This is a genomic window from Enterobacter cloacae complex sp. SHL001 (assembly GCF_049236825.1).
GTDB classification, from domain to species: Bacteria; Pseudomonadota; Gammaproteobacteria; order Enterobacterales; family Enterobacteriaceae; genus Enterobacter; species Enterobacter hormaechei_C.
The window spans coordinates 569,366-588,988 of the sequence record NZ_JBMKIP010000002.1 but is presented as its reverse complement, the minus strand read 5'-3'; the positions used below and the strand labels follow the sequence as shown (position 1 = coordinate 588,988).

General features: G+C 56.7%; 15 protein-coding genes. 8 read left to right on the top strand and 7 right to left on the bottom strand.

The window, feature by feature from the left end; all coding sequences use genetic code 11:
* Positions 1–37: 37 nt before the first annotated feature.
* Positions 38–928 carry a LysR family transcriptional regulator gene (locus ACOTYH_RS08270; RefSeq protein ID WP_015570455.1) on the top strand — a complete coding sequence of 297 codons (891 nt, stop codon included), beginning with the start codon at positions 38–40 and terminating at the stop codon, positions 926–928.
* A 328-nt stretch (positions 929–1,256) separates the two neighbouring features.
* Positions 1,257–2,753 (top strand): L-asparagine permease, encoded by a 1,497-nt coding sequence (ansP, locus tag ACOTYH_RS08265; protein ID WP_421637668.1) that lies wholly within the window; start codon positions 1,257–1,259, stop codon positions 2,751–2,753.
* Positions 2,754–2,845: 92 nt separating this feature from the next.
* Here ansP and ACOTYH_RS08260 read toward each other — a convergent pair whose 3' ends face one another.
* Positions 2,846–3,907: a YncE family protein gene (locus tag ACOTYH_RS08260; protein ID WP_063413182.1), complete on the bottom strand. Its 1,062-nt coding sequence runs from the start codon at positions 3,905–3,907 to the stop codon at positions 2,846–2,848.
* Positions 3,908–4,152: 245 nt separating this feature from the next.
* Between ACOTYH_RS08260 and pqqU the strand changes: the two genes are divergently transcribed.
* Complete coding sequence (gene pqqU / locus ACOTYH_RS08255; protein WP_252064842.1) at positions 4,153–6,270, top strand: TonB-dependent receptor PqqU; 2,118 nt, start codon at positions 4,153–4,155, stop codon at positions 6,268–6,270.
* 122 nt (positions 6,271–6,392) lie between these two features.
* Here the strand turns inward: pqqU and ACOTYH_RS08250 are convergent, their stop codons facing one another.
* The 3 genes from ACOTYH_RS08250 to ACOTYH_RS08240 all read right to left on the bottom strand — a co-directional run bounded on the left by ACOTYH_RS08250 (position 6,393) and on the right by ACOTYH_RS08240 (position 8,997).
* Positions 6,393–7,061 (bottom strand): GntR family transcriptional regulator, encoded by a 669-nt coding sequence (locus ACOTYH_RS08250; protein ID WP_003856981.1) that lies wholly within the window; start codon positions 7,059–7,061, stop codon positions 6,393–6,395.
* A 259-nt stretch (positions 7,062–7,320) separates the two neighbouring features.
* Positions 7,321–8,355 (bottom strand): NADP-dependent oxidoreductase, encoded by a 1,035-nt coding sequence (locus tag ACOTYH_RS08245; RefSeq protein WP_063138331.1) that lies wholly within the window; start codon positions 8,353–8,355, stop codon positions 7,321–7,323.
* Between the two features lie 66 nt (positions 8,356–8,421).
* The gene (locus ACOTYH_RS08240) at positions 8,422–8,997 is read right to left on the bottom strand and encodes a helix-turn-helix domain-containing protein (RefSeq protein ID WP_017382277.1); all 576 of its coding nucleotides are present in this window, start codon (positions 8,995–8,997) and stop codon (positions 8,422–8,424) included.
* 148 nt (positions 8,998–9,145) lie between these two features.
* On the opposite strand from ACOTYH_RS08240, the gene ACOTYH_RS08235 reads away from it, so the two are divergent.
* On the top strand, positions 9,146–9,664 hold the full coding sequence (locus ACOTYH_RS08235) for a GNAT family N-acetyltransferase (RefSeq protein ID WP_015570449.1): 519 nt from the start codon (positions 9,146–9,148) through the stop codon (positions 9,662–9,664).
* Entirely contained in the window at positions 9,661–10,110 is a 450-nt protein-coding gene (locus tag ACOTYH_RS08230; RefSeq protein WP_032103594.1) for a DMT family transporter, read from the top strand. The genes ACOTYH_RS08235 and ACOTYH_RS08230 overlap by 4 nt, the downstream gene beginning before the upstream one ends.
* Before the next feature lie 3 nt (positions 10,111–10,113).
* On the opposite strand, the gene ACOTYH_RS08225 is transcribed toward ACOTYH_RS08230, so the two are convergent.
* Entirely contained in the window at positions 10,114–10,347 is a 234-nt protein-coding gene (locus ACOTYH_RS08225) for a YdcY family protein (RefSeq protein ID WP_017382275.1), read from the bottom strand.
* Between the two features lie 101 nt (positions 10,348–10,448).
* A complete protein-coding gene (locus tag ACOTYH_RS08220; protein ID WP_017382274.1) occupies positions 10,449–12,047 on the bottom strand; it encodes an ABC transporter substrate-binding protein in 1,599 nt (532 codons plus the stop codon).
* 282 nt (positions 12,048–12,329) lie between these two features.
* On the opposite strand from ACOTYH_RS08220, the gene ACOTYH_RS08215 reads away from it, so the two are divergent.
* The 3 genes from ACOTYH_RS08215 to ACOTYH_RS08205 are packed head-to-tail and all read left to right on the top strand — an operon-like array spanning position 12,330 to position 18,824.
* On the top strand, positions 12,330–13,667 hold the full coding sequence (locus ACOTYH_RS08215; protein ID WP_047637310.1) for an SrfA family protein: 1,338 nt from the start codon (positions 12,330–12,332) through the stop codon (positions 13,665–13,667).
* Positions 13,668–13,671: 4 nt separating this feature from the next.
* Positions 13,672–16,653: a virulence factor SrfB gene (locus tag ACOTYH_RS08210; RefSeq protein WP_032653703.1), complete on the top strand. Its 2,982-nt coding sequence runs from the start codon at positions 13,672–13,674 to the stop codon at positions 16,651–16,653.
* Positions 16,650–18,824 carry a virulence factor SrfC family protein gene (locus ACOTYH_RS08205; RefSeq protein ID WP_421637667.1) on the top strand — a complete coding sequence of 725 codons (2,175 nt, stop codon included), beginning with the start codon at positions 16,650–16,652 and terminating at the stop codon, positions 18,822–18,824. Before ACOTYH_RS08210 ends, ACOTYH_RS08205 begins: the two co-directional genes overlap by 4 nt.
* A 33-nt stretch (positions 18,825–18,857) precedes the next feature.
* Here ACOTYH_RS08205 and ACOTYH_RS08200 read toward each other — a convergent pair whose 3' ends face one another.
* Positions 18,858–19,616, bottom strand: coding sequence for an alpha/beta fold hydrolase (locus ACOTYH_RS08200; protein ID WP_421637666.1), 759 nt, complete (start codon positions 19,614–19,616; stop codon positions 18,858–18,860).
* Between the last annotated feature and the right edge of the window lie 7 nt (positions 19,617–19,623).

The following is a 19,623-nucleotide window of genomic DNA, read 5'->3' as shown; positions in this document are numbered from 1 at the left end:
GAACCATGAATTCATTTCATAAATCGAGTAAACCACCATGTTAAAAGACAACTTCAACGATCTGCTTTCCTTTATGGTCGTCGCCCGGGAGCGCAGCTTTACCCGCGCCGCGGCGCAGCTTGGGGTATCTCAGTCGGCGCTCAGCCACGCAATGCGCAATCTGGAAACGAGGCTGGAAGTCCGTCTGTTAACCCGCACCACCCGTAGCGTGGCCCCTACCGAGGCCGGCGAGCAACTCTTCATGCGCTTAAGCCCCCATCTGCTGGAGATCGAGCAGGAACTCACCGCGCTGCGTGATACCCGCGACAGACCTGCCGGGAATATTCGCCTTACCGCCGGGGAGCACGCCATGTCTGCGGTGCTGTGGCCTGTGCTTAAACCCTTTATGGCGCAGTATCCTGATATCAACGTTGAAGTCACGGTGGACAATGGGCTGACTGATATTGTCGATGGCCGCTTTGACGCGGGGGTGCGTCTGGGTGAGCAGGTGGCGAAAGATATGATTGCCGTTCGTATTGCGCCGGACATGCGCATGGCGGTCGTCGGGTCGGCAGAGTATTTGCAACGTTTCGGCGTACCGGAAACGCCGGAGCAGCTTGATCAGCACCGCTGCATTAATATGCGCCTGCCCACACGCGGCGGATTATATGCCTGGGAATTTGAACGGGACGGACGTGAGCTGCGCGTGCGGGTTGACGGCCAGCTGATCCTCAACAGCCTGCCGCAACGCATCGATGCCGCCGAAAACGGTCTGGGGCTGGCGTACGTCCCGGAAGATGCGGTTCAGGACGCCCTTGCTGAGAGCCGGTTAGTGCGTGTGCTTGAAGCCTGGTGCCCGGCTTTTACGGGATACCATCTGTACTATCCGAGCCGCCGCCAGCACACTACCGCGTTTGCATTACTTATTGCAGCCCTGCGGCATTCATAATGCTCTACCTATAAGTAACTATTAAGTAAACCTGATGATTAAATCAGCATTCGCAGACCTTTTTGCCTAAAAAAACGTCACGATTCAGCGCGTTGTGATCGCCGTCTGCTCTGACCACACGATTTCCTTCGACGAGCATCACTTTCGACACGGTTATATTTTGCGTCGCTTAACAATTGCGGGTAGGATGCCTCGCCATGTTTTGCCTTATCCATACACAGAATGACTGGAAAGGCAGCATGTGTCTGCGCAGAAGCAATCGTTTGTTTCGGCATCTGCCAGGCAGGACTATCACGTTAATGGTTCAGACAGGCAAACAGGTAACTCAATGAAAACAAGCAATAAAAGCGCAGCCGATCATCATGCTGCGAAACGTCGCTGGTTGAACTCTCATGAAGAGGGCTATCACAAGGCGATGGGCAACCGTCAGGTGCAGATGATCGCCATCGGCGGCGCTATCGGTACAGGTCTGTTTTTAGGTGCAGGCGCACGTCTGCAAATGGCTGGCCCCGCTCTCGCCCTGGTCTATCTGGTGTGCGGGATCTTCTCTTTCTTCATCCTTCGCGCCCTCGGCGAACTGGTACTCCACCGCCCTTCCAGCGGCAGCTTTGTCTCTTACGCCCGCGAGTTTCTTGGTGAAAAAGCCGCGTATGTCGCGGGCTGGATGTACTTCGTTAACTGGGCGATGACCGGTATCGTCGATATCACCGCCGTTGCGCTGTACATGCACTACTGGGGCGCGTTTGGCGATGTGCCGCAGTGGATGTTCGCCCTTGGGGCGCTGGCAATTGTCGGGACCATGAACATGATCGGCGTGAAATGGTTCGCCGAGATGGAGTTCTGGTTCGCACTGGTGAAGGTGCTGGCCATTGTGATCTTCCTGGTGGTCGGAACCGTATTCCTCGGTACCGGTAAACCACTGGACGGTAACGCAACCGGCTTCCACCTGATTACCGATAACGGTGGTTTCTTCCCGCACGGCCTGCTGCCTGCGCTGGTGCTGGTGCAGGGGGTGGTGTTCGCCTTTGCTTCCATCGAGCTGGTCGGTACGGCGGCAGGCGAATGTAAAGATCCGCAGACGATGGTGCCAAAAGCCATCAACAGCGTGATCTGGCGTATCGGTCTGTTCTATGTGGGTTCCGTGGTGCTGCTGGTGCTGCTGCTGCCGTGGAATGCATACCAGGCGGGGCAAAGCCCGTTTGTAACCTTCTTCTCTAAGCTGGGCGTGCCGTACGTGGGCAGCATCATGAACATCGTGGTACTGACCGCCGCGCTCTCCAGCCTGAACTCCGGGCTCTATTCGACGGGCCGTATCCTGCGCTCCATGTCGATGGGAGGCTCTGCGCCGAAGTTTATGTCGAAGATGAGCAGGCAGCAGGTTCCTTATGCGGGGATTCTGGCCACGCTGGTGGTTTACGTCTTTGGCGTGTTCCTGAACTATCTGGTGCCGTCCCGCGTATTTGAGATCGTTCTGAACGTGGCTGCACTGGGGATTATCGCCTCCTGGGCCTTTATTGTGGTCTGCCAGATGCGTCTGCGCAAAGCGATCAAAGAAGGCAAAGCGGCTGATGTGTGCTTCAAGATGCCGGGCGCACCGGTGACCTCCTGGCTCACCCTGCTGTTCCTGTTCAGCGTGCTGGTACTGATGGCGTTTGACTACCCGAACGGTACTTACACCATCGCGACGATCCCACTGCTGGCGGTTCTGCTGATTGCTGGCTGGTTCGGCGTGCGTAAGCGCGTTCACGAGATCCACAGCACCGCGCCGCTTCATCACGACGATGAAAAGCACGACGCACCGCTGGTAGAAGAAACCTCGCGTTAATAAAAAAGCCGGGTGGCGGCTTCGCCTTACCCGGCCTACATCTCATGGTTTTGTAGGCCCGGTAAGCGCAGCGCCACCGGGCAATTCCACCATCACAGCGCGATACGAATCACATCGTCAGGCTGGGTCGCTTCCTGCTGACGGGTTGATTTCTGTTTCACCGTTACGTACAGCGTTTTACCGTCCGCAGACAGCGCCAGGCTGTTCGGGTAAACCGGGGTATCGTAGGTCCTGGTCACTTTGTAGGTTTTGGCGTCAATCACGCTCACCTTGCCCGCCTCGCGGTGCGTCACATAGGCTTCGTTACGCGCCGGGTTAAACAGTACGGCCAGCGATGCTGGCGCGGCGATTTTCTGCATCACGCTGCCATCTTTCAGATTCACCACCAGCACTTCTGGCTGTTTTGAATCCGTCACAAACGCACGCTGGCCGGCAGTGTCCAGGCTCAGGTTCAGGTAGAAGTGCTCTTTTCCGTCATCCTGCACTTTTTTACGACTGAGGATTTTGTTGGTTGCCGTATCAATGGTCACCAGCTCGCCGTCCGCATTGGTGGTATACAGGCGTTTTGCCTTCGCATCCAGCGCCAGACCGGTGCTGAACGTGCCAGTGTTGGTGATGGTGTCCTTCAGCTTCAGCGTTGCGCCATCAACAACCCAGATCACGCTCTCCTTGCCGATACCGGTAATGTACACCGTATTGGTCGTGTCATCGGCCACCAGCTGGCGCGGCTGAAGCGGCTTCACCGTGTCGCTACGCTTGCGATCGTCCAGCACCAGGCGCCCTTTCACCTCGCTCGTTTTGGCGTCAATCGCCGTCACGGTGCTGTTGACGGTGTTACCGAACCACAGCGTCTGGGTGGCGTTATCGATCGTGGCGCCAAACGGCTTGAGATCGTTATGAATCGCCTGCGTCACTTCCAGCGTGACCGGATCCAGACGATAGACCACGCCGCCCTTATCGGTTTTGCGGCTTTGTGACGTCGCAACCCACAGCGCGTTTTCCTGCTGGCTGACGGCCATTTCATACGCGCCCTTGCCGACCGCTTTGCGCAGAATCTCTTCAGCGGCATGAACCTGGAACGTACCGGCAAACAGTAAAGAGCCCAACAGCAGAGACCCACGCAGGCGCGGCGAGCACAGATGACGTAAAGACATAACAATTCCTTTTTAAATGAGGAGATTTACCGCTGACATCACTTCCGGTGGGCAAAGTCATCGCTTTGCCGTTATTTTAATGAGAATAGTAATCATTAATGAGTTGAATGTGGAGTATTTCTTTCCTTCAAAACCTTACATTCACGAAATGTGCGGTTATAGTTTTCATAACATTTACAAAGGATTTAACATATATACACAGGTTCCAGTTGATTTGGTTCGATTTTTCTTAACCGGTTTACTCCATGAAAATTATTACTGCCCGTAAGGCATCACTACCACTGCTCTTCGTTCCCGTCATTTTTAGCCCGCTGAGTGCGATGGCCGCGGATGAACAGACCCTGATCGTCAGCGCCACGCCGCAAACCGTCTCCGAACTGGACACCCCGGCCGCAGTCAGCGTGGTGAGCGGCGAGGATATGCGACATGCCACACCGCGCATCAACCTTTCTGAATCCCTTGGGAGCGTACCAGGCCTGCAAATCCAGAACCGCCAGAACTATGCTCAGGATCTGCAACTTTCCGTTCGCGGATTCGGCGCGCGTTCGACCTTCGGCGTACGCGGGATCCGCATGTACGTGGACGGCATTCCGGCAACCATGCCCGACGGCCAGGGGCAGACGTCTAACATTGACCTCAACAGCATTGAGAGCGTCGACGTGCTGCGCGGCCCCTTCTCTGCCCTGTACGGCAATGCCTCCGGCGGCGTGATCAACATCAACACCCAGACCGGACAACAGCCAGCCACAATTGAAGCCAGCAGCTATTACGGCAGCTACGGCACCTGGCGTTACGGCATGAAGGCCACCGGTGCGGTGGGCGACGGGACTCAGGCGGGGGATGTGGACTATGCGGTATCCACCACCCGTTTCACCACCCATGGCTATCGCGACCACAGCGGCGCACGGAAAAACCTCGCCAACGCGAAACTGGGCGTGCGCATTGATGATGTCAGCAAGCTAACGCTGATTTTTAACAGCGTGGACATGAAAGCCAACGATCCGGGCGGACTGAGTTATCAGGAGTGGCAGAACAACCCGCGCCAGTCACCCCGTGGCGATCAGTACAATACGCGTAAAACCATTAAGCAGACCCAGGCCGGGATCCGCTACGACCGTCAGTTGAGCGAACAGGACGACCTCAGCGTGATGATGTATGCCGGTGAGCGTGAAATGACCCAGTACCAGTCCATTCCGGCGTCCACTCAGCGTGACAATCCTGCGCATTCGGGCGGCGTAATTGATATGCAGCGCCATTATCAGGGTATTGATACCCGCTGGACCCACCGCGGCGAGCTGCTGGTGCCGGTAACGTTTACCACCGGCCTTAACTACGAAAATATGAGTGAAAATCGCCGCGGGTATGAAAACTTCGTGATGAACAACGGCGTGCCGGATTTTGGCGTGAAGGGTAACAAACGCCGTGACGAACGTAACCTGATGTGGAACCTTGATCCCTACCTGCAAACCCAGTGGCAGCTCACGCAAAAGCTGTCCGTTGAGGCGGGCGTGCGTTACAGCTCCGTCTGGTTTGACTCCAACGATCATTACATTACCCCGCAAAACGGCGATGACAGCGGTGACGCCAGCTACCATAAATGGCTCCCGGCTGGTGCGGTGAAATACGCCGTGACCGACGCCTGGAACCTGTATGCCGCGGCGGGACGGGGATTTGAGACCCCGACCATCAACGAACTCTCCTACCGTTCTGATGGCAAAGGCGGCCTCAATATTAATCTGCAACCGTCAACCAACAACACCTATGAGATTGGCAGCAAAACCCGCATCGGCAATGGCATCCTGACGGCGGCGCTGTTCCGCACGGATACCGACAACGAGATCGTGGTGGACGAAAACAAAGATGGTCGCACTACCTACAAAAATGCGGGGAAAACGCGCCGTCAGGGTGTGGAAATTGCGCTCGACCAGCAGTTTGCCGAAAACTGGAAGCTGAAAATGGCGTGGACCTATCTCGATGCGACCTACCGTACCAACGTCTGTAGCAATGCAGACTGTAGCGGCAACCGGATGCCGGGGATTGCCCGTAACATGGGGTATGCGTCGTTTGGCTGGGAGCCTGAGGAAGGCTGGTACGCGGGGGCAGATGCCCGCTACATGAGCGACGTGATGGCAAACGACACCAATACCGCCAAAGCGCCCTCTTATACCGTGGTCGGTCTGAATACCGGGTATAAACTCAATTACGGCAAATGGGGAATGGACATCTTTGGTCGCGTCGATAACCTGTTTGATAAAGAGTACGTCGGTTCAGAGATTGTAAACGCCGGCTACAATCGCTATTACGAACCCGCCCCTGGCCGTAACTATGGCGTGGGCCTGTCGGTCTCTTATCGCTTTGAGTAAAACATTTTCCGGCAGCGCACGTTGCCGGTAAAAAATAACATCATTCCCGGTAGCCTTAAGCGCCGGGAATATACTCAGGGAAGTTTAAAACGAATAAAAAAATAAGTGCGCCAGTGCGATCCTTAACTGTAGTATTGCCGTTGCAGGAGGATATTAGCTTCATCAATGGCTCGGTCGATCGCTTCCCGACTGGCCGTCACGTCCCTTTGCTCAAGCGCAGAAAGCAGATCGGCATAATGGTAAGTCGTTGCAGGGATATCTTTCATCTCTTCGTGCAGGTAGTTGATACACGGACCAATCCGTACCCAGAGCTGCTCAATCAGCGAGTTCAGGGTCGGCATTTCGGCATACTGATAAAGCGTAAAACGGAACACGCGGTTGGCATGGATCGCCTTCTGCACGTCGCCCTGATGCATGGCGGTGCTGAAGTTATCTGACAGCGCGCGTAATGCATCCAGTTTGGTCTCGGTCATATTCTGACACGCCGCCGCAACGGCCATCGGCTCAAGCTGTTTTCGAATGGCGTTAATTTCGTTATAACGCTCCAGCGTAACCTCTGGCACCAAAAACGCCTGAGCAGGCGTGGCCTGTAATGCGCCTGCCGACACCAGGCGCAGCAGGGCTTCGCGCACCGGTGTGATGCTGGTGCCTAATTTATCCGCAATCTCTTTCGTGATGAGTCGAGCCCCAGGTTTTAATGAGCCCGTAATTAACGCTCCCTTTAAACTGTTCTCAACTTGCATCGTCAGACTGATTCTTTGTGCTTTTTCCAGATTTTCCAAATCAAGCATGTTTAATTCCCGTAGCCAAAACAAAATGCCATTTTCAGCGACTGTTTAAAAAAACATCGCCGGTTTGATATATCCTGTATCGTCATGCCTGGTATGAAGGGCGCGCGTTAAAATAAAAATTGTTCAATTAATATTACGTTTACCACTTCTGGCTCAGCTGGGCCGATGGCGCGCAATGCTTATGGATTAATTAAAGACAATATATCGTATCTTCACAAATAATTATGGCGGACTTTGCCCGCCATAACCGATGCTCTGTTTAGTCCGCCGCCACGCGGATCACGACCTTGCCGAAGTTTTTCCCTTCCAGCAGCCCAATCAGCGCCTCCGGCGCCGCGTCCAGCCCTTCGGTGACCTGCTCGCGATAGTGAATTTTGCCTTCCTTCACCCAGCGTCCCATTTCCTGCTGGAACTCGTCGATACGATGACCATAGTCCTGAGCGATGATAAAGCCCTGCATGCGGATGCGTTTTTTGAGGATGGTCCCCATCAGCAGCGGCAAGCGATCCGGACCATCCGGCAGGTTGGTCGCGTTGTAGCCGCTGACCAGTCCGCAAACCGGCACGCGCGCGGAGGTATTCAGGAGCGGCAGTACGGCGTCAAAGACTTTACCGCCGACGTTTTCATAATATACGTCAATGCCCTGCGGGCAGGCTTTCGCCAGCTGTTCGGCAAAATCATCCGCATGGTGATCCAGGCAGGCGTCGAAACCGAGCACGTCGACCGCATGACGGCATTTCTCCTCCCCGCCGGCCACGCCGATAACCCGGCACCCCTTGATTTTACCGATCTGCCCCACCGTTGCGCCGACCGGCCCCGTGGCTGCCGCCACGACAAGCGTTTCCCCCGCCTGAGGCTGGCCGATATCAAGCAGCCCCATATACGCGGTGAAGCCCGGCATTCCCAGCACGCCGAGTGCCCATGAAGGGTGCGACGGGTTTTCGCCCAGCCTGACCAGCCCTTTCCCGTCGGAAAGTTCATACTCCTGCCAGCCGCTGTAGCCCAGAACCCACTCGCCCTCTTTATAATCCGGATGGCGGGAGGTCTCGACGCGGCTTACCGTGCCGCCCACCATCACCGCGCCAATCTCGACAGGAGGTGAATAGGATGGGGCATCGCTCATACGGCCACGCATGTACGGATCAAGCGAGAGCCATACGGTGCGTAATAACACCTGCCCCTCTGCGGGCGTGGGGATCGGCTGCTCTTCCAGGCGGAAATTTTCGGCAACCGGTGCGCCGTGTGGACGGGAAGCCAGTACCCAGCGTCGGTTTTGCGTAGTTGATTGACTCATTCATCGCTCCTTACAGCTGAAAATGTCATTCAAGTCTGGCACGTTATCCTGCGGATCGCCTTTGCATTATGAGCCGGACTGATTAAGCCGCACGACCAGATAAAGGCACGATTCATCCGTTTCGTTAATAAACCGGCAGTCGTTCGGCGGCCCGAGTTCCAGACAATCTCCGGCCTTCATTTCATGGCGGGTGTCCCCCTCCAGAAAGACCAGTTCACCTGCCTGCAACCAAATCAGCTGTCGCGCCAGCGCATAAGAGGAGGCGGGCATCGGCACATCGCTGCCCGCGGGCAGCTCCACCTGGACGAGGTCAATAGGCATATCGCTGCGCGGCGACACATGACGACGTAAATAGTGGGTTTGCGGATCGCGCCAGACGGGCTGGTTCGCCAGACGTAACAGTTTGCCCTCCTGCATTTCCGCGCGCGCAATGAGCGTAGACATGCTAATACCGAAGGCACCGGATAACCGGGCAAGCAGCGTCGCCGTTGGGCTACTGTCCCCCCGTTCAATCTTATGGATCATGGCGCGTGAAATACCTGCCCGTTCGGCCAGTTCGCTTAATGACCAGCCCCGCGACTCGCGTTCAAGGCGTATGCGGGCGCTAATGCGTTGATTCATATTGTCTGTCATTGTGTTCATGACGTCATACTATAGTGTACGGATGGTTTTTCGGGGCAGTTTGGTGACAAAAAAATAGGGATTTTGTCGTAGCGATGCAACACAAGAACTGTGTAATATTGTGAGTGAATCGTACTACTATAGTAAACAACACAGCCAGAGGTTAACCATGATCGTTCGTCATGCCTGCAAAGAAGATTGTGCCGCTATCGGTGAAATTTATAACCATGCGGTGCTGCACACCGCCGCCATCTGGAACGATACAACTGTCGACACCGATAACCGTATTGCATGGTTTGAGGCGCGCACGCTGTTGGGTTATCCGGTGCTGGTCAGTGAAGAAGAAGGTGTTGTGACGGGATACGCCTCATTTGGCGACTGGCGAGCGTTCGACGGTTTTCGCCATACGGTGGAGCACTCGGTTTACGTTCATCCCGATCATCAGGGCAAAGGCATCGGTCGGCTGCTGATGACGGAATTAATCAAGGAAGCCCGCCAGATTGGTAAACATGTGATGGTTGCCGGTATCGAGGCGCAGAACCAGGCGTCGATTCATCTGCACGAAACCCTGGGCTTTGTTACCACCGGTAATATGCCGCAGGTGGGAACCAAATTCGGTCGCTGGCTGGATTTAACCTTTATGCAACTCCAGCTCGATGAGCGCAGCGATCCGGATGCTCTGCCATGAATCAATCGTTGACGTTAGCGTTTCTGGTGGCCGCCGGGATTGGGCTGGTGGTGCAAAACACCCTGATGGTGCGCATTACGCAATCCTCTTCCACCATTCTTATCGCCATGCTGCTGAACTCGCTGGTGGGGATTGTGCTGTTTGTCAGCATTTTGCTGGTGAAAAATGGCCTGGCGGGGTTTAGCGAACTGGCGTCGACGGTGCGCTGGTGGACGTTGATCCCCGGCCTGCTGGGGTCATTTTTTGTCTTTGCCAGTATTAGCGGGTATCAAAATGTGGGCGCGGCAACGACCATTGCCGTGCTGGTAGCAAGCCAGCTGATTGGCGGCCTGGTGATGGACATCCTCAAGAGCAACGGTGTCCCCCTGAGGGCGCTGGTTGGCCCGGTCTGCGGCGCAGCGATGCTGGTGGTCGGCGCCTGGCTGGTGGCACGGCGCCAGTTTTAACCCTTACAGGATAGTCCCACCCTGCGTGAGGTGGGCATGGCGCGCCTCCGCCTCTTCTTTATGCTGCTTACCATGATGCGCAATCGCGGTACGCAGGCGCTGCTGCTGGGTATAGCGATCTTCACGGCTGAGCTCTGCATCGTCGCTTAATTCGATCAGCAGTTCGTTCATGTGGGTAATTATGCTCTCTTCGATGGCGGCATCGACGCGGGCGATAACATCGTTTAAATGTGACATTGTCACTCCTTTTCACGTGCCCGGTGGCGCTACGCTTACCGGGCCTACGGGTGGTAACTGTAGGCCGGGTAAGGCATAGCCGCCACCCGGCAAGAATACGATCAGTTCAGCTTCGCTTTCGAGAAGTCACTGCCCATCAGACTCACGCTGTACCCGGTCACGTTGCTGCGGGTCGCGTAGAACGTTTTGCCGTTAGCTAACGCAATCCACGGTGCCTGCTGGTAGAAAATCTCCTGTGCCTGGCCATACAGCTTCGCACGTTCGTCCGGGTTGCTGGTCAGTTTGGCCTTTTGCACCAGCTCATCATACCCCTTATCACACCAGCGCGCGGCGTTAGATCCGGTTTTGATGCTGTTACAACCCAGCAGCACATCGGCGAAGTTGTCCGGATCGCCGTTATCAGACATCCAGCCGAACAGCGCGGAATCATGCTCGCCTTTACGCATGCCGGAGAGATATTCCCCCCACTCGTATGAGACGATTTTCGCCTTCACGCCCACTTTCGCCCAGTCAGCCTGGATCATCTCCGCAATGCGTCGCGAGTTCGGGTTGTACGGACGCTGAACCGGCATGGACCAGAGGGTCACTTCCGCGCCCTTATCCAGACCCGCCTGCTTCAGCAGCGCTTTCGCTTTTTCCGGATCGTAGCCGTAATCCTTCAGGTCTTTGTTAAAGCCGAGCATGTTCGGCGGGATCGGCGATTTAGCGACCGTACCAGACCCCATAAAGACCGCGTTAACAATGGCCTTTTTGTCCGTTGCGTAATTCAGAGCCTGGCGCACCAGCACGTTATCAAACGGTTTTTTCTCCGTGTTGAACGCCAGGTACCCCACGTTCAGCGCATCCACCGAGTGCAGGGTCAGGTCTTTGTTTTTCTTGATCGCTTCAAACTGCACCGGCGACGGCGCAGGAATGATCTGACACTCGTTCGTTTGCAGCTTAGCCAGACGCGTCTCAACATTTGGCGTGATGGAGAAGATCAGGTGTTTGGTCGGCACCTCTCCCTCCCAGTAGTTCGGATTGGCGACGTAGCGGATCAGCGAATCCACCTTGTACTGCTGAAGCACATACGGGCCGGTGCCGATTGGCCAGGTATCCACATTTTCAGGCGTACCCTTTTTCAGCATCGCGTCCGCGTACTCGGCAGAGAGGATCGAGGCGAAGTCCATTCCCCAGTCGGCCAGGAACGCCGCGTTGGGTTCACTCAGCGTGAACTGAACGTGATAATCGTCGATCTTTTTCACATCCTGAATGAGCTTGTCGAGGCCCACGTCATTAAAGTATTCGTAATTACCCTGGGAAACATTGTGATAGGGATGCTTAGGGTCTTTCTGACGCATAACGGAGAAAATAACGTCATCAGCGTTAAAATCACGGGTCGGTTTGAAGTATTTATTGCTGTTGAACTTTACCCCTTTACGCAGGGTAAACGTGTATGTTTTGCCGTCTGGCGAAATGGTCCACGACTCGGCCAGAGAAGGCACCGGCGTGTTTTTTACCGGGTCGAAGTTAATCAGACGGTTATACAGCGTTTGCGAGCTGGCGACAAATGAGGGCCCAGAGCTGGCGATCTGCGGGTTAAACGACTCCGGCGACGCCTCGGAGCAGTAGATAATGGTGTCTTTGTTTGCCGCCCATGCGGCGCTTGCCGGTAGCAGCGCGCTCAGCGCGAGGGCGAGCACAGTTTTCCCTGTAGACATGGTTATTACCCTTTCGGTTTTATTATAGTGAACAGTAATAACAGCACAGACGTTTTGGCCTGACAAATAACGAATCACTATCAGGTTATTCTAAAGCCGTACATTTCGCTGGTTTTAGCATCAGCCCGCAGAAACCGATTTGCCTTAAGGTCCATTATTCGTCAAGCACAACCGTCACGATCAATGCCGCAAGAAATCGTCCCTTTTGCCGTCTCCTCAGCCGTTTGCTTGCTTACCTGATTCGCTAAAGTAATGGCGTGAAAAAGTCTACAGGACCAAATCGTGGCAAAAACACTTTTACGCAGCGGTAATCTGGATGATTTTCAGGCCGTTGGCGGCGGCGGACAGGCCGTTTTTGAATCAGCGCTGCAAATCCGCGAAGCGCTTCGGTTGCGCAAACAACAGGCTATCGTTGATTGCCTGGCCATCCCCCAGGTCAACGACGGCGGCGATCGCGTTGACTGGTACTCCCCGGTTGAGGGAACCGTCTCCAGCTGGAAGGCGGCGGCTGAAGATGATCGTTATCGCGCCCTGCGCTATCTGGAAAACACGCTCACCAGCGTGGAGTCGCTGAGTAAAAAATGCCTTCAGTCACCGAAAACGGCGCAGCAACTGTTTGGCTCTCTGCTCTCAAAAGCCTTTCAGTTTCCCGGTGAAAACTTTGTTTTCCTGGTGGATGGCAAACCGGTGCTCTGCTTCTGGGGTTTCGTCAACCTTAACGAAAACGCGCGCGACGACGTGCTGGACTGCCTGCGCGAATCGTTGGTCACTGAACCTGAGCCAGTGGTGATTAACGAGCCTGAACCTGAACCGGAGCCAGAACCGGCCCCGGTGGTGACCTTTGAGCAGGCCGACGCGCCGCTTATCACGCCTGTGACTACCGTCCGTATCACCGACGATGAACTGTATACGCCAGAGCCGGTGCGCATGAACGCCGCGCCGCCAGAGCCCGCACCGGCGGCCATACAGAAAAAACGTCGCTCCCCCCTGTGGTTGCTGCCGGTTGCCGCCGTCATTATTGCAGCCATCGCCACCCCGCTGCTCTGGCCAAAACAGGCCCCGATCGCAGCGCCTGTTGCCACACCAGCGCCAGTACCCGTCGCCATTGCTCCGGCCCCCATAAAGACGGTTGAGCCGCTTGAACTGAAACTCCCGCTGCACCAGGCCGAAGTGGTAGAGCCGAAGGTGAAAACGCCTGCCCCGGCAGCCGAACCGGTGGTCATTACCGCGATACCGAAAGATGCGATGGTGATGGAGGCAAACCAGGTCAAAGCGGGGTTAACGCGCTTCCTGAACGGCACCTGGCGCGCGTTTCTCGATGTGCAGGATCCGCTCACCGGCAAACCGCCGTCGCTGCGCTACCAGATCCAGAACAATAAAGGTTTCGCCCGGGTCGTGCATGGCGACAACATTGTCTGCCGGGTAGACGTCTTTTCCGGATTACACAGCAACGGCGAGCTGTTGATCAAAACGCGCGGAAACGCGCGTTGCACCGACGGTTCACGCTATCCGATGCCGGAAGTGACCTGTAAGGCAGGTGCCAGCGATGTGGCGGAATGCACCGCACGTTACGATGCCAACACCGTCGTTCCTCTGACGTTCAAGAAAGCAGGTGTCTGATCCTATGCTGGTTAATCTTTGCGACTATAAACAGAGCGTGACGCTGATTGCTAACAGCGGCGTGCAGTTTCTCGATTTTGGCCTGACTCCGCAGGACACCGCCAGCAACGGGCGTTTCGTGCGTAAAACGGCAAATGGCCCGCTGCTGCGTCTGGATTTTGACCTGGTTAACGGCCGGTACACGCTCCCTGCCACCGATGGCGGGCAGCCGGAAGTGGTCAAGCCTGAAAGCACCATTCCACTGCATGACTCCCTGACCGTGCTGGACGGCGTCTGGCTGCCGATCCCTTTCCTGCGCTTTAACCCGCCGCGGACGTTTGTTGAAGGCCCGGATAACTGGGCGCGCGTCCAGGTACGAAAGCTTTCCACGCCCGACGCAGCTGGCAATACGCACCGGGTCACCGTCGCGCTCGACAGCCAGATTGCAGAGCATGCGACGTCTGCCCTGTCGCCGGTTGAAAACGATATCCTGAACGGCACGCGTTTCGCGCTCGCCTGGCGCGACAGTGAGGTTGAGAGTTTCCTCGACCAGACCTGGATTGACGGCTGGCTGCGCGAAGCCTTCACGCAGTTTGCCGACGGGGTTGAAAAACGCTCCGAGCGCGAGCTGCATCAGGCCATGCGCAGCTTTGAATATCAGGCGCACTGGCTCAACCTGCTCTCCATGCTCGGTGAACAACTCACCGTGCCGGAAGTGAAGTTTGTCACCCATACCCTGAGCACCCCTGCTATTCCTGTCGATTTGATCCTTGACGTAGGCAACACCCATACCTGCGGCGTGATTATTGAAGATCATGGTGATGCCAACGACGGCCTGCGCCAGACGGCTGAACTTCAGGTACGATCTCTGAGTGAGCCGCAGTTCCTGAATGAGCCGCTGTTTACCAGCCGACTTGAGTTTTCTGAAGCGCGTTTTGGCAAACAGCACTTCTCCGTGGAAAGCGGCCGGGAGGATGCGTTCGTCTGGCCGTCGATTGTCCGCGTGGGTGATGAAGCGCGTAAGCTGGCGATGCAGCGTCTGGGCACGGAAGGCAACAGCGGCATCTCCAGCCCGCGTCGCTATCTGTGGGACGAGACGCCGGTGGTGCAGGACTGGCGCTTTAGCCAGATGAACAGCAAAACCCAGCGCGAACCGCTGGCAACTGCGTTTCCGCTGATGAACCTGATGAACGACGACGGGGAACCGCTCTTTACGCTGCCGCAGGATGAGCGCCTGCCGGTGTTCTCTCCGCAGTACAGCCGCAGCACCCTGATGACGCACATGCTCTGCGAGCTGCTGGCTCAGGCGCTTGGCCAGATTAACAGCGTGGCCACCCGCCTGCGGCTCGGCTTCCCGGCCTCTCCCCGCCAGCTGCGGACGCTGATCCTTACCCTGCCGTCGGCAATGCCGAAACAGGAGCGCGAGATTTTCCGTCGCCGCATGTTCGAAGCCATCGCCATCGTCTGGAAGGCGATGGGCTGGCACCCGCAGGATGAAGATTTTGCCAGCCGCAAGCAGCAGGAAAAAAGCGTGGTGCCGGTCCCTGAGATCCAGATGGAGTGGGACGAGGCCAGCTGCGGCCAGCTGGTGTGGCTGTATAACGAAGCCATTTCCCATTTTGGTGGCCAGACCGAGGCCTTTTTCGCCTCCCTCGCCCGTCCGGATCGCGCGCCTGAGCCTGGCGTCCAGCCGGGGCGTGCGCTGCGCGTGGCATCTATCGATATCGGCGGCGGCACGACGGATATGGCCATCACGCACTATCAGTTAGATGATGGTTCCGGGAATAACGTCAAAATCACCCCGCAGCTGCTGTTCCGCGAAGGGTTCAAGGTCGCTGGTGACGACACGCTGCTGGACGTGATCCAGCGCTACGTTCTGCCCGCCCTGCAAACCCAGCTTCAGAAATCCGGCATAGCCGATGCCTCCCAGCTGATGGCATCCCTGTTCGGTGACTCCGGGCGGATCGATACCCAGGCGATCCTGCGCCAGCAGACGGCGCTTCAGCTCTTTATGCCGATCGGTCACGCGATCCTGGCGGCGTGGGAATCGAGCGATGTTGACGATCCGCTGGCCGGGCTGCATGCCACCTTTGGCGATCTGCTTGCGCAAAAACCGACGCGCAACGTGATGAATTATCTCCAGCAGGCGATCGACCATGCGTTGCCTGCCGGCTCAGAACACTTTGATCTGTTCAGCGTACCGCTGCACGTCAGCTTCCGGGAGATGCGGGACGCCATGCTGGCGGGTCAGTTCACGCTTGCCGCCCCGCTTCATGCGGTATGTGAGGCGATCTCTCACTACAGCTGCGATATTCTGCTGATCACCGGACGGCCGGGCTGTCTGCCGGGCGTTCAGGCCTTGATTCGCCACCTGCAACCGGTGCCCGTCAACCGCATCGTCTGGCTGGATAAATACCAGGTTCATGAATGGTATCCGTTCAGCCAGCAGGGACGGATCGGCAACCCGAAATCCACCGCTGCGGTGGGAGCGATGCTCTGTAGCCTGGCGCTGGATCTTCGTCTGCCGCGCTTTAACTTTAAAGCAGCGGATATCGGCGCGTACTCTACGGTGCGCTATCTGGGCGTGCTGGATAACACGATCAATACCCTGCGGGACGAGAACGTCTGGTATCACGATATCGACCTCGATAAACCCGGCGCGAAACTGGACGCCCGTCTGCACTTCCCGCTGCGCGGCAACGTTACGCTCGGCTTCCGGCAGTTGGCCAATGCCCGCTGGCCCGCTACGCCGCTCTATACCCTGAGCATCAACTCAGCCGAGCTGGCGAAAGCCATTGCGGGCGACGGCGTACTGAACGTGCGCCTGAAGCTGCGTGGCGGCACTAAGCAGGAAGGCCCGGAATCTTTCGAGCTGAGTGATGCCTGGCTACAGGACGGCACGCCAGTGCCGCCGGATGCCCTGACCTTTAAACTGAATACTCTGGCCGATCGCCGACACAGCGGCAGCCACTACTGGATCGACAGCGGGAGCGTATACCTCAAATGACTGCGACGACTGCCACCACTCAGGCCTTAATCGGGTGGATCAACGAGACGCGACAGCACGCCCCGATGCTGGATAACGAAGCCGACGCCCTGCTTGCCCGCCTTAACGCAGTAAGCGCGCGTGAAGAGGCGCTCGATCGCGCCCTTGTCAGCCAGGGCAGTATCGGCTTATACGGCCACTCGCAGGCCGCGAAAGCGCACCTGCTGGCTGCACTTTGCGGCAGCGGGGACGAACGGCTGAACGTTACGCCGGGTCAACGCACGTTTGATTACTTCTCGCATATTAACCCCGGGCATGCACCGACCAACATGGCCGTGCGTTTCAGCAGAGCGTCCCGCGAGGTCGCAGACGACGCGTTTCCCTTACGCCTGCGCCTGGTAACGGAGGCCGAGCTGGTGCAGCTGTTTATCGCGCGCACCACGCTGGATCCGCAGATCCGCGCGGTGGATAAATCGGTGATTGAAACCCGGCTTGAAAAGTGGCGGGCGCTGCGTCAACCGCAGAGCGTGCCGGGAATGACGGCGCGGGAAGTCGCGACCATTGCCCGGTTCTGGCAAAGCGTAGTACCCGGCGCTAAGCAGCATATTGATGATGCCCTGTGGCACCAGTTTGCCCTGCTGGTTCCGTCGCTTGATCTCAGCACCCGCGCCAGCGTCTGGTCTCTGCTGTGGGGGGAGCAGCAGGAGTTAACCCAGCAGTGGCTTAAATTCGCCCAGGTGCTGCATCAAACCAGCCATGCCAGCGCGCTTGCGGCGCCGTTGAGTCTGCTGGTTGACAGCTTTGGTCTGCCCTGCGAAGGCTTCCTTACTCACGGGGCGTTTACCGTGCCGGAAGCACAGGAAACACTGCTTCATCCGGTAAAAAACGGCGAGCTGCTTAACGCCATTAGCCTGCCCGTCGATGTACTGGCATCTCTGACCCGCGAAGTGGAGCTGCCCGTTGAGAACTGCGTGCTGGATAACGTTGACGTCATTGATATTCCGGCCATTTCTGAGGAAAACACGCCGCTGATGATGCAGGCAAAATGCCTGTGGTTGCTGGAGCATTATCGTCAGCACATTCAGCCGGATGTCCTGGTTATCTGCAATGCGACGGCGCACCACCAGCAGACCGCGAAAACGGCAAGGCTCCTGCAAAACTGGGTCAAAGAGACGCAGCCGGTTGAAGAATCCGCATTGCCGGGGCTGGTCTGGGCCATTACCCCTCATGATGCGCGGTTTATCACAAAGCAGAATCTGGACGAAGCGGTGCAGCAATTGCTGGGCCAGCCGGGTCTGCGCTGGGGCACGCTCCAGGCGCTCGATACCCACAGCATGCAGCGGGTGATTGAGTGGCTGTCGCAGGCTACCCTGCCGGCACAGCGCCAGAAGCGTCTCCGCGCGCTGAAAAGGCTGTTACAAGAGTCGCTGTCGACGCTGATTCGCCCATATGTCGCGCCTCTCACTCAGGAGCCAGGCGCAGGGCGGGCACAGGCCGAAAAAATGGTCCGAACGCTGCAAGGCAGTGCCGCTCGTCATGGTGAACTGCTTGAGGGACTTCTGCCGCCGTTAAACGCGTTTGAGACGCTGCTGACCGTTCACCAGCCTCGTGAGGAACAGGTCAACGGCCTGTTTAACGATGTTATCGATCTGTTTGCGGAAGAGACGCAGGAAAATCCAGGCGCGTTGCAGACCAAAGACAAGGCGCGGCTGGCCCATAACGTGTGGGTTAACCATCTTCGTCAGTGGAGTCGCAACGACGCGGCGGCTGCCCGTCTGGGCCTGGACGCAGAGGTATTACAGCAGATTGCGGATGTGCTGATCGTTACCAGCTACCGGCTGGATCTGCCGCTGCAACTGCAACGCATTGCAGAAAAAGATAAAAGCAGTGCCGCGCAGCTGCATGCCGCGACAGGCAATTTCATTAGCTGGCTTGGCTATGAAATGACGCCCGTTTCTGAACGGCCTGCAAGCCGGATCCGCAAAGGTCAGCCAATTTTTGTGACGCCAGTTGTGAGCAGCGCTTCTCCCCGTCTTACCCGACTTGGCGAGCAGCCTGTCCATGCGGCGACAGCCTATGTTTATGACTGGCTGGTTGCGCTCTACACCCGCGCGATTGAAAACGTGGATTATCAGTGCCCGTATGACGTTCAGCCTGCTGCGCGGAAAGCCTTGTCTGCCCTGCTGTCTTAATCATTGCAGCCCGCAGCAATGCGGGCTACCCCTTCATGAGCCGTTTATGAAGCCAGATAAAGCCTGAGCCAACGCTGACGGGTTTTCCCAGGACATTGAATGGCCCGCATCAGGGATAATTTTTACAGCAACGCCGTTTTGTTGCAGGCGATTAAAATCGTCATCAGGCAGGGATCGCTCACCAAAAACTAACATTACCGGGCAGCTCAATGACAAGAACAGGTGTGCCCAGTCAGGTTTAACGCCCTCGACCAGGCTTGTTGCGCCGCGCCAGACGGCCCAGGGGGCATTGCTTTGAAGGCTTCCAGCCCACGGCGACGTTTCCGCCCGCAGCATGTCATCATAGCCCTGTTCCAGAAAATGTTGTTCCGTTTGGGCCGCAATTGCTCGGCTGAACATCCCGCCACCCGCATGAAAATTGGGTTCAGATACTATCAGGCCCTTAACGCGCGACGTTAACAGTGCTGCCGTTTCGATCGCGATACTCCCCCCCATGCTATGACCATACAGCCATAGACTATCCAGGGCGAGATGGTTTAACAGTTCAACCACCACCTGCGCCTGTTCGCTCGTGCGATAACGGTAGTTGTCAGGTTTGTCACTGTAACCGCTACCGGGAAGATCGATCAGAATGGCTCTGCGCCCCCCGAAACGGGTATCACAGACAATACGAGTATATTCATACGACGATGCACAGCCCAACCCGTGGATAAACACAACCGGGTCACCGAAACCGGGAAGATCCTGCCAGCGCACAGTGCAGCCTGCTTGCTGCGAATAGAAACTGTTCATAAGCACT

Coding starts and splice junctions, on each gene's coding strand:
- ACOTYH_RS08260 (WP_063413182.1), bottom strand. CDS start 3,907: ATGTCTTTACGTCATCTGTGCTCGCCGCGCCTGCGTGGGTCTCTGCTG.
- ACOTYH_RS08205 (WP_421637667.1), top strand. CDS start 16,650: ATGACTGCGACGACTGCCACCACTCAGGCCTTAATCGGGTGGATCAAC.
- ACOTYH_RS08240 (WP_017382277.1), bottom strand. CDS start 8,997: ATGAACACAATGACAGACAATATGAATCAACGCATTAGCGCCCGCATA.
- ACOTYH_RS08235 (WP_015570449.1), top strand. CDS start 9,146: ATGATCGTTCGTCATGCCTGCAAAGAAGATTGTGCCGCTATCGGTGAA.
- ACOTYH_RS08210 (WP_032653703.1), top strand. CDS start 13,672: ATGCTGGTTAATCTTTGCGACTATAAACAGAGCGTGACGCTGATTGCT.
- pqqU (WP_252064842.1), top strand. CDS start 4,153: ATGAAAATTATTACTGCCCGTAAGGCATCACTACCACTGCTCTTCGTT.
- ACOTYH_RS08220 (WP_017382274.1), bottom strand. CDS start 12,047: ATGTCTACAGGGAAAACTGTGCTCGCCCTCGCGCTGAGCGCGCTGCTA.
- ACOTYH_RS08200 (WP_421637666.1), bottom strand. CDS start 19,616: ATGAACAGTTTCTATTCGCAGCAAGCAGGCTGCACTGTGCGCTGGCAG.
- ACOTYH_RS08250 (WP_003856981.1), bottom strand. CDS start 7,061: ATGCTTGATTTGGAAAATCTGGAAAAAGCACAAAGAATCAGTCTGACG.
- ansP (WP_421637668.1), top strand. CDS start 1,257: ATGAAAACAAGCAATAAAAGCGCAGCCGATCATCATGCTGCGAAACGT.
- ACOTYH_RS08245 (WP_063138331.1), bottom strand. CDS start 8,355: ATGAGTCAATCAACTACGCAAAACCGACGCTGGGTACTGGCTTCCCGT.
- ACOTYH_RS08225 (WP_017382275.1), bottom strand. CDS start 10,347: ATGTCACATTTAAACGATGTTATCGCCCGCGTCGATGCCGCCATCGAA.
- ACOTYH_RS08270 (WP_015570455.1), top strand. CDS start 38: ATGTTAAAAGACAACTTCAACGATCTGCTTTCCTTTATGGTCGTCGCC.
- ACOTYH_RS08230 (WP_032103594.1), top strand. CDS start 9,661: ATGAATCAATCGTTGACGTTAGCGTTTCTGGTGGCCGCCGGGATTGGG.